Genomic DNA, 9,812 nt, shown 5'->3' on the forward strand with positions numbered 1-9,812 from the left:
CCACGACGGTCCCGCCGTGTGCCAGCACCGTGACGGCGCCGGCGGTCAGCGGGTGCACGGCACCGGTCGGGCCGGCCGACGGCTCGGTCCAGCCCTCGACCGCGGCCAGCGCGGCGTCGATCGGGGCCGCATCCAGCCCCGCCGACGACGGCGATCCGTCGCGCAGCACCGTCCTGGCCGGCGAGAACCCGCGCTGCGGGTCGTCGAATCGCGCCACTGGGTGCCGGGTGCTCGCCGCGGACGATCCGGGATCCGACGCCGCCTGCGCCGGCCAGGGGGTCACCGACGCCGTCACGCACACCGTCGCGAGCAGCCCGGCGACGGCGCGGGCACCGACCATGCGGCGGGTCATCGGCGCGGCGCGGGGTAGCGGAGATACTGCTCGCGGCGGGCCTCGAACTCGGCGAGCTCGCCGGCCCAGGCGTCCTCGACGGCTGCCGCCGACGCGCCGGCGTCGACCATCTCGCGCAGTCGCGACGAGCCGCTCAGCTTGTCGACCCAGAACGGTCGCGCGGGGTCCCAGCTGTCCTGCCGCCAGGTGAACTGCGGGTAGAGCCGTTTCGCCTCGACCAGCATGGCGACGGCGGCGGAGATGCCCTCGACCCGCGCCGGGTCCGTGACGTGCACCTGCATCCCCGCACAGACCTTGCCGAGGTGCTTGCTGAACGTCGGGGTGAAGTACGACTCGCGCACGGCCACCCCACCGAGGTCGTAGCCCGACACGGCGCGGGCCCAGCGGTGGTCGAACGCCGGGTCGCCGACCCACTCGAACGGTCGCGTGGTGCCGCGCCCCTCCGAGCTGAGCGTGCCCTCGAACATCCCGGTGCCCGGGTAGAGCAGTGCGGTGTCGGGGGTGGGCATGTTCGGGCTGGGCGGCACCCACGGTAGGCCGGTGGCCGCGAACGGCATGTCGCGCCGCCACCCCTGCACCGGCACGACGTGCAGCTCGCTGAGCCGGGAGCCGGCGTCGGCCGGCAGGAACTCGGCGTCGAAGAACCGCGCGAGCTCACCGACGGTCATGCCGTGCTGCTGGACGATCTCCTTCTTGCCGACGCCGGTGGTGAACGGCGTCGTCATCATCGGACCCCGAGCGTGCCCGCCGATCGGGTTGGGCCGGTCCAGGACCACGAACCGGGCCCCGGTCCTGGCGGCCGCGACCATCGCGTCGTACATGGTCCACACGTAGGTGTAGAACCGCGAACCGACGTCCTGGATGTCGAAGACGACCGTCTCGACGTCGGCGGCGCGGTACATGTCTGCGAGCTTCGCCGACGTCGCGCCGTAGGCGTCGTAGACGCTCACCCCGGTGCGCTCGTCCACGTAGGTGCCCTCGGAGCTGCCGGCCTGCGCGGTACCACGGAAGCCGTGCTCGGGGCCGAAGACCGCCACCAGGTCGACGCCGTCGTCGGCGGCCATCACGTCGACCTCGTGCCGCAGGTCGGCCAGGATGCCGGTCGGGTTGGTGATCACCCCGACCCGCTGCCCGGCCAGGTCCGCCCAGCCCCGGGCCGCGAGTGCCTGTGCTCCGGTGACGACCTTTCGTCCGGGGCGCGCCGCCGTCGCCGCCGAGGCCGGCGAGGTCGAGGCCGCGGCCGCGGCCGACGACGCGGCCGACGGCGCGACGAGGCCGGGCAGCGCGAGTGCGCCGGCCGCGCCGACGACGCCGAGGAAGCCCCGCCTGGTGTGCTGTGTCATGGTCGGGCTCCCCAGAGCTTCCATCGCCGATCGCGGCAACTAGTTTCCTAAGTGATGCGCATCACCGAAAATTACTTGCCCTCGTCGCCGAAGTCAATGGTCCGCGCACCGACCGCGTGAGCGATGAGCCCGGCGTGCCGGATCGCGCCGAGGGGAAGTTCGAGAGCCTGCTGGAGGCCGCCCGGGACGCGATGATCTGCGTCGATCCTGCGGGAACGATTCGATTCCTCAATCGCCAGTCCGAGCTGTTGTTCGGGTACGACCACGCGGAGCGCCCCTGGATGAAGTTGTCCCTGCGCACACCACCCGTTCGCCCGAACGACCTCCGCGACCGGCCCGGCGTCCGTAGGCTTCGCGCATGTCTGATATCGCGCTCCAGGACGCACGCCCCGGGCGGGTCGAGCTGGACCGGCGCTCAGTCGAGGTGCTGAACTGCGCGCTCGGCGTCGCCTGCGGCGACCTCGGACTGATCGGGGACGGCGAACGGGCACCCGACGTCGTCGCGCAGGACATCGCGGTCCAGTACCTGCTCCGGCACACCGAGCCGATGAGCCTGCGCGGCTGGGCCGCCACGGCGACCCGGTACCGGCTGATGGACCTCGCCAACCACACCCGGCCGGTCGCCGTCGAGGACAGCGAGCTGTTCCGGCGCATGGAGCAGTGGACCGGGCACCGCGAAGGCGTCAACGCCCGCGAGCACTTCCGGATGGTCATCGCCGCGCTCGGCCCTGTCGAGCAATCCGTGATCAACGAGCACTTCACCGGGGCTACCGACGAGCAGATCAACCGGACCCACGGCTACAGCGGTGCAGGCGAGGCGGCCGCGATCGTCACCCGGATCAAGGGACGCCTGCAGGACCTGTTCCCGGAGATGAGGTTCGGCCTCTCCCCCGAGCGCGTCGCGATCTGACGTCGACTCCTGCGGAGCGCGGGCCGACCGCTCACGCCATCTCGGGTGCGTGCAGGTGCGCGATCGCGAGCTCGAACTCGCGGACGTCGAGCAGCCGCAGCCCGGACGTGCGCGATCCCGGCGTCGATGGCCCCCGGATCGGCCTGAATAGTTGTTGACCGTGCGTGCACGATCCACCGCCTCTCGTCGGTTCCACGCACCCGCCGGGCGCCACGCCAGGCGCCCGGCGGGAGTCGTGGGTGAGCTCAGGCCATCTCGGGCACGCGCAGGTGCGCGATCGCGAGCTCGTACTCGCTCACGTCGAGGATCTTGATGCCGCCCTCCGGTGCACGAGTAGCCCTGATGGCCGTCGCCTTGTCCCGGTTCCGGTCCAGCGCGTCGGCGTTGTCGTAGGTCACCGAGAGCACAGTGCGCCCGGTCGCCCGGCTGACCATGTAGCTCGCGCTGCAGAATCCGTCGAGCTGCTCGATGTCGTGCAACGCGAGCTTGACGGTGTCGATCGCGTGGTCGAGCTGCGCCGGTTCGGTCTGGCCCCAGCTGGCCCGGATCGCGGCGCCCTCGCCGGCGCGGTGGTCGCGGTGCAGCAGGACGATCTCCCACTCCTCGACATCCGAGTTGCTGCCCCCGAAGATCCCCTCGACCCGGTCCCGGATCGGACCGATCTGAGCCTCGCTGGCGCGCATCTGGTCCATCGACCGCCACGCGCTGGTGGTGACGCAACGCCCGGTCTTCCTGTCCACCATCATCGACAGGCCGACACACCCGTCGATGGCGAGAATCTCGGGCAGGACAACGTCGCGAGCGTGCGCTATCCCGGCGTCGACCGACGCCGGCTGAGCTTGAATTGTGGTTGAACGTGCGTACACGATCCACCGCCTCCGCGATCAGGGCAGCGCCCGATAGCGCCGCCGGTTCACCCATCAACGCTCCTCCGCCCGGCGTCATCTGGCAACGGGTATCCACGTCTCGATGCCCGTTCGCCCGCGCGGGCCCCCGACCGCGACGTACGGTGCGCCCGGGACCACCGTGCGTGAGAGGAAGCCACCGACCGTGCTCATCGTCCATCGGGCCGCCAGCGCCGGTGCGCTCGCGCGCGGCCTCGCCGAGGTGTTGACCGAACCGCTCGCGGACCCGTTCGCGCGCGAGGTGGTCGCGGTGCCGGCCAAGGGCGTCGAGCGGTGGCTCGCGCAGCGGCTGTCCCACGTGCTCGGCGCGCGGGTGCCCGGCGACGCCGCGGACGACGGGGTCTGCGCGAACGTCGAGTTCCCGTGGCCGAGCACCCTGCTCGACGACGCCCTGACCGGCGCGTCCGCGGAGCACGCCGCGGCGCTCGAGCGGTGGGCGCCGCAGCGCTCGAGGTGGCCGCTGCTCGACGTCGTGGACGCGTGCGACGGCCGCGACGCGTGGTTCGCCGGGCTCGCCCAGCACCTCGGGGCGGGCGGCGAGGACAAGGGGCGGCGGGCCGCCGTCGTCGGCCGCGTGGCGCGGCTGTTCGACGAGTACGGGCAGTCGCGTCCTGCGATGCTGCGCGCCTGGGCGGCCGGGCGGGACGAGCAGGGCGACGGTTCCCCGCTCGACGACGACCTGCGCTGGCAGCCCGAGCTGTGGCGCCGGCTGCGCGCGCACCTCGCGACCCCGTCGCCCGCCGAGCTGCTCGACGACGCCTGCGCCCGGCTGCGCGGCGACCCCGCGCGCAGCGGGCTCCCGGCCCGGATCTCGGTCTTCGGCGCGAGCCGCCTGTCGCCCGCGCGGCTGGCGGTCCTGTCGGCCCTCGGCGCCCATCGCGACGTGCACCTGTGGCTGCACCACGCGTCGCCCGCGCTGTGGGACGCGGCCCGCAGCGCGCCCGTGGTCCGCCGCCGCCGCGAGGACGCCAGCCGCGCGTCGCTGACGAACCCGCTGCTCATCTCGCTGTCCCGGGACGTGCTCGAGCTCCAGGAGCTGATCGCCCGGCACGCGCCGGGGTTCTCGGACGTGCACCACCCGAGCGCGCCGGGCGCCGGCCGGAGGACCCTGCTCAACCGGCTCACGGCCGACCTCGCCGACGACGCCGTCCCGCCGGCGCCGCCCCCGCTGGATCCCGCGGACCGCAGCGTGCAGGTGCACGCCTGCCACGGCCGGACCCGGCAGGTGGAGGTGCTGCGCGAGGTGATCCTCGGGCTGCTCGCCGCCGACCGCACCCTCGAACCACGGGACGTCCTGGTGATGTGTCCCGACGTCGAGGCGTTCGCCCCGATCATCGCGGCCACGTTCTCGCTCGGCTCGACCGACGACGCCCCGCACCCGGCGGCGCAGCTGCGGGTGCGGCTCGCGGACCGCGCGCTGCGCCAGACCAACGCCCTGCTCGCGGTGCTCTCGCAGCTGCTCGAGCTGGGCACCGCACGCCTGACGGCCTCCCAGGTGCTCGACCTCGCCGGAACCGGGGCCGTCCGCGAGCGCTTCGGCTTCGATGACGACGACCTCGCCCGGCTGCGGGACTGGACCGTGGGCGCGGAGGTGCGGTGGGGCCTGCACCGCGAGCACCGGAGCACCTGGCAGCTCGGCGACGTCGAGGCGGGCACCTGGCGTGCCGGCCTGGACCGCCTGCTGGTCGGCGCCGCGATGCAGGGTGGCCGCGAGCGCCTCGGCGACGTCGTCCCGCTGGACGACGTCGACAGCTCCGACCTGGACCTGGCCGGGCGCCTCGCCGAGCTCGTCGACCGGCTGGACGCGGCGCAGGCGCTGATGTCGGGACGGCACACCGTCGCGGACTGGATGTCGGGTCTGCAGAGCGCCGTGCTGGCCCTCGCCGCGACGCCGCCCGACGCCGCCTGGCAGCAGCTCCAGCTGCGCTCCGAGCTCGCCGACCTGGTGGACTGCGCCGCCGGGAGCACCGCGTGGCTCGGCCTCGCCGACGTGCGCGCCGTGCTCGACGGGGCGCTGGCCGGTCGGCCGACGCGGGCCAGCTTTCGCACCGGCACGCTGACCGTGTGCACGCTCGTCCCGATGCGCTCGGTCCCGCACCGCGTGGTCGCCCTGCTCGGGATGGACGACGGGGTCTTCCCGCGCCAGCCCATCCGCGACGGTGACGATGTGCTCGCGCGTGACCCCTGGATCGGGGAGCGCGACCCGCGCAGCGAGGACCGCCAGCTCCTCCTCGACGCCATCTGCGCGGCCGGGGAGCAGCTGGTCATCACCTACTCCGGTGCGGACGAGCGCACCGGCGCCACGGTCCCGCCCGCGGTCCCGCTCGGCGAGCTGCTCGACGCCCTGGACCGGACCGCGACCGGGCCAGGCGGGCGGCGCGTGCGCGACGCCGTGACGACCCGGCACCCGCTGCAACCGTTCGACGCCCGCAACTTCACGCCCGGTGCGCTCGGGGCCACCGGCCCGTTCAGCTTCGACCCGCTCGGGTACGCCGGCGCGGTCGCCGCGGGCAGGCCACGCAAGGAGCCGACCCCGTTCCTGGCCGCGCCGCTGCCCGCGCCCGCGACGGGCGACGTCGACCTGGCCGACCTGCAGCGGCTGCTCGAACGTCCGGCACGGGGCTTCCTGCGCCAACGGCTCCAGGTTGCGGTCACCCGGTCGCGGGACGAACCGGCGGACGCCATGGCGATCGAGCTGGGCCCGCTGGAGAAGTGGGCGATCGGGGACCGCCTCCTCACCGAGCGGCTGGCCGGCCTCGAGCCGGCCGAGTGCATCGCGCTCGAGTCGCGCCGGGGCGCCCTGCCGCCGGGCCCCCTCGGCGACGCCCTACTGCGCGAGATGGGGCACGACGTCGAACACCTCGTGCAGGCCTCGACCGTGGAACGCGCCGTCGCCCCGGAGTCCCGCGACGTGGACGTCGCCCTGCCCGACGGCACCCGGCTCACCGGCACGGTCGGCGACGTGCGCGGCGACGTGCTCCTGCGGCTCACGTACTCGAACCTGGCCGCCAAGCATCGCCTCCAGGTCTGGATCGACCTCGTCGCGCTCACCGCGTCGCAGCCCGACCGGCAGTGGCGGGCGGTCGCGGTCGGGCGGCGCCCCAGCGGCGCGAAGCGCAGCGTGCTCGGGCCGCTCACTGCGACCGAGGCGACGTCGGCCGTCGTCGAGCTGGTCGAGCTGTACCGGGCCGGGCTGCGCGCGCCGTTGCCACTGCCCGTCAAGAGCGCGAGCGCCTACGCGGACCGTCGCGAGCGCGGTTCGGACCTACCCGATGCGCGCGCCGCCGCCGCGCGCGAATGGCTCACCACCCGCCAGCGGCCCGGCGAACAGACGGAGAGTGAGAACGTGCTCGTCTACGGCCCCGACGCTCCGCTGCGGGTGCTCACCGGGCAGCGGCCCTGGCCCGACGAGCACGGACCGGGCTGGCCGGCCCTTGAGAGTGACCGCTTCGGCCTGCTCGCGCGACGGCTCTGGGCCCGGTTGCTCACCGCCGAGACGGTGGTGATGGCGTGAGCGCGCCCGGTCGGTTCGACCTGCTCGGCCCCCTGCCCGAGGGCACCACGGTGCTGGAGGCGAGCGCCGGGACCGGCAAGACCTTCACCATCGCCGCCCTGGTGGCCCGCTACGTCGCCGAGGGCGTGGCCGCGATGGACCAGCTGCTCGTCGTCAGCTTCAGCCGGGACTCGACGCGCGAGCTGCGCGAACGGGTGCGCGAACAGCTGATGAGCGCGCGCGACGCCTTGCGCCACCCGGCCGAGGCGGCGCCCGGGGACGAGCTCGTCGCCTTCCTGCGTGACACCGACCCGGCGGGGCTCGCCGTGCGCTGCCGGCGCCTCGATGAGGCGGTCGCGTCGTTCGACGCCGCGACCGTCACCACGACGCACGGCTTCTGCCAACAGGCCCTGCTCGCGCTGGGCACCGCCGGTGACCACGACGCCGGCGCCGTCCTCATCGAGGGTGCGACCGACCTCGTCCACGAGGTCGCGGACGATCTGTACCTGCGCAAGTGGGGACGCGTCGGTGCGGGCCCGGCGGCCCTGACCGGCAGCGCGTTCCACGAGCTCGCGATGGACGCGGTGCGCGATCCCGGCACCAGGCTGCTGCCGGACCCCGCCGCCGTCGGCGGGCTCCCGGGCCAGCGCGCGAGCATCGCGGCGGCGGCCCGTGACGAGGTCGACCGGCGCAAACGGCGCCAGCACCTGCTCGGGTTCGACGACATGCTGATGCGCCTCGCGGGCTCCCTCACCGACCCGAACTCGGGGCCCGCCGCACGATCGCGGCTGCGCGCGCGGTACGCCGTCGTGCTGGTCGACGAGTTTCAGGACACCGACCCCGTGCAGTGGACGATCCTGCGCGAGGCCTTTCACGGGCACCGCACGCTGGTGCTCATCGGCGATCCCAAGCAGGCCATCTACGGCTTCCGCGGCGCCGACGTGCACACCTACCTCGACGCCGCGAAGGCGGCGAGCACGACCTCCACCCTCCCAGTGAACTTCCGCAGCGACGCCGGTTTGCTCGACGGGCTCCGGGCGGTGTTCCGCGGGGCCGCGCTCGGCGACCCGCGGATCCGCGTGCTCCCGGTCACGGCCGCTCACCTCGGCCGAATGGTGCAGGTGGGCGGCGCGCCGGTGCAGCTGCGGGTCCTGCCCCGTGCCGGGCTCACGCTCGCGAAGAACGGCACGGTCACGGTGGACGACGCGCGAGGTGCGGTCGCCCGGGACCTGGCCGGCGAGCTGGTGCGGCTGCTCTCCGGCGGCGCGACCGTACGGCCACGGGACGGCGGCCCGGAGCGGGCGGTGCAGCCCGCCGACGTGGCCGTCCTCGTCCGCACCAACAACCATGCCCAGCAGATCCGGCAGTGCCTCGAGCAGGCCGGGGTCCCGGTGGTCGTGACCGGCCGGACGAACGTGTTCGGGACCGACGGCGCGCAGGAGTGGCAGCTGCTGCTGGAGGCCCTCGAGCAGCCGCACCGCGCCACCCGGGTGCGCCGGCTGGCGCTCGGCTGCTTCGTGGGCCTGCGCGCCGCGGACCTCGACGCCGACGGGGACTCGATCGCCGATGATCTGGCGCTGCGGCTGCGCACCTGGCGCGAGGTGCTGGAGGACCGCGGCGTCGCCGCACTCTTCGAGGCCGTCTGCCTCGCCGAGGCGGTGCAGCCGCGGGTTCTCGCCCGGCCGGGCGGGGAACGGCTCATGACGGACCTGCGGCACATCGCGCAGGTGTTGCACGAGACGGCGCTCGTGGGCCGGCTCGGCAGCACCGCGCTGGTCGGGTGGCTGCGACGGCGCCGCGATGAGGCTGGCACCGACTCCACGCTCGAGCGCAGCCGGCGCCTGGACTCGGACGCAGCCGCGGTCCAGGTCATCACCGTGCACACCAGCAAGGGACTCGAGTTCCCGGTGGTGATGGTTCCGTTCGGCTGGGACCTCTGGCCCGGCAACGTCCCGGCGACCGTCGTCTTCCACGACCCGGCCGGCGAGCGGCTGCGCGACGTCGGGGGGAGCGAGAGTCCCGACTGGAAGTCCCACACCGTCCAGCACAAGCGGGAGGAGATCGACGACGAGCTCCGGCTCACCTACGTCGCCCTGACCCGTGCCCAGTCCCACCTGCTGCTCTGGTGGGCGCCGTCGACGAACACGCCGTTCGCCCCGCTGCACCGCCTCCTGCTGAACGACGACCCGACCCTCGTCGCGCCCCAGTCGATCCCGGTTCCGACCACCGACGAGGCTGCACTGACGGTGTTCGCGAACCGGGCCGCGGCCAGCGATGGAACTCTCGCCGTGGAGGTGATCACCGCGCGGCCGCCCGCAGTCTGGTCGCCCGCCACGCGTCCGCCGACGACGACCCTGGCCGCCGCGGTGTTCGCGCGCTCCCTGGACACCGCCTGGCGGCGCACCTCCTACAGCGCGCTCACCGCGGCCGCGCACGACCGGCAGCCGCCGCTGGGTAGTGAGCCGGAATTGTCCCCGCGCGACGACGAGAGCGACTCGCCCGACGTCGGGGCCGCGCCCGCGCGGTCCGCGCCCGGCGACGCGCTGCTGCGCGCGACCGCCTCGACCTGGGACACGCTGGGCGCCGGCACCCAGTTCGGCACGCTCGTGCACGCCGTGCTCGAGCACCTGACCGACCCGGCCGACCCCGGCGCCGTGCGCGCCGCCGTCGCCGAGCAGGCCGCGCGGCACAGCCCCGGCACGGACGTCCCCGCGCTCACCGCGGGGCTGCTGGTGGCGCTGTCCACCCCGCTGGGCCCGCTCACCGGGGGCGCGGCCCTGCGGGACGTGTCGCCGTCGGACCGGCTCCC

At 74.4% G+C, this 9,812-nt stretch carries 7 protein-coding genes and 1 pseudogene; 4 read left to right on the forward strand and 4 right to left on the reverse strand.

Annotation, left to right across the window (positions count from 1 at the left end):
• The 3 genes and pseudogenes from VIM26_RS15430 to VIM26_RS15440 form a co-directional block, all read right to left on the reverse strand.
• Nucleotides 1-340 (reverse strand): annotated as a pseudogene (locus VIM26_RS15430) (hypothetical protein); the annotation flags it as partial.
• Between the two features lie 8 nt (nt 341-348).
• Entirely contained in the window at nt 349-1,695 is a 1,347-nt protein-coding gene (locus VIM26_RS15435) for a DUF1343 domain-containing protein (RefSeq protein ID WP_331952731.1), read from the reverse strand.
• Between the two features lie 71 nt (nt 1,696-1,766).
• The gene (locus VIM26_RS15440; RefSeq protein ID WP_331952733.1) at nt 1,767-1,961 is read right to left on the reverse strand and encodes a hypothetical protein; all 195 of its coding nucleotides are present in this window, start codon (nt 1,959-1,961) and stop codon (nt 1,767-1,769) included.
• On the opposite strand from VIM26_RS15440, the gene VIM26_RS27130 reads away from it, so the two are divergent.
• On the forward strand, nt 1,887-2,126 hold the full coding sequence (locus tag VIM26_RS27130) for a hypothetical protein (RefSeq protein ID WP_414696498.1): 240 nt from the start codon (nt 1,887-1,889) through the stop codon (nt 2,124-2,126). The two genes, VIM26_RS15440 and VIM26_RS27130, sit on opposite strands and share 75 nt — an antisense overlap.
• Nucleotides 2,054-2,605 (forward strand): hypothetical protein, encoded by a 552-nt coding sequence (locus VIM26_RS15445; protein WP_331952735.1) that lies wholly within the window; start codon nt 2,054-2,056, stop codon nt 2,603-2,605. The genes VIM26_RS27130 and VIM26_RS15445 overlap by 73 nt, the downstream gene beginning before the upstream one ends.
• Before the next feature lie 245 nt (nt 2,606-2,850).
• Here VIM26_RS15445 and VIM26_RS15450 read toward each other — a convergent pair whose 3' ends face one another.
• Complete coding sequence (locus tag VIM26_RS15450) at nt 2,851-3,471, reverse strand: hypothetical protein (protein WP_331952737.1); 621 nt, start codon at nt 3,469-3,471, stop codon at nt 2,851-2,853.
• Nucleotides 3,472-3,574: 103 nt separating this feature from the next.
• Here VIM26_RS15450 and recC point away from each other — a divergent pair, with 103 nt between their 5' ends.
• Together recC and VIM26_RS15460 are read left to right on the forward strand one after the other, a co-directional pair.
• Nucleotides 3,575-7,024 (forward strand): exodeoxyribonuclease V subunit gamma, encoded by a 3,450-nt coding sequence (gene recC / locus VIM26_RS15455; protein ID WP_331952739.1) that lies wholly within the window; start codon nt 3,575-3,577, stop codon nt 7,022-7,024.
• Nucleotides 7,021-9,812: UvrD-helicase domain-containing protein (locus tag VIM26_RS15460; protein WP_331952741.1), on the forward strand; the 2,792-nt coding region annotated here is incomplete at its 3' end. The genes recC and VIM26_RS15460, both read left to right, overlap by 4 nt.

Source organism: Pengzhenrongella sp. (assembly GCF_036565025.1).
Taxonomy (GTDB): domain Bacteria; phylum Actinomycetota; class Actinomycetes; order Actinomycetales; family Cellulomonadaceae; genus Pengzhenrongella.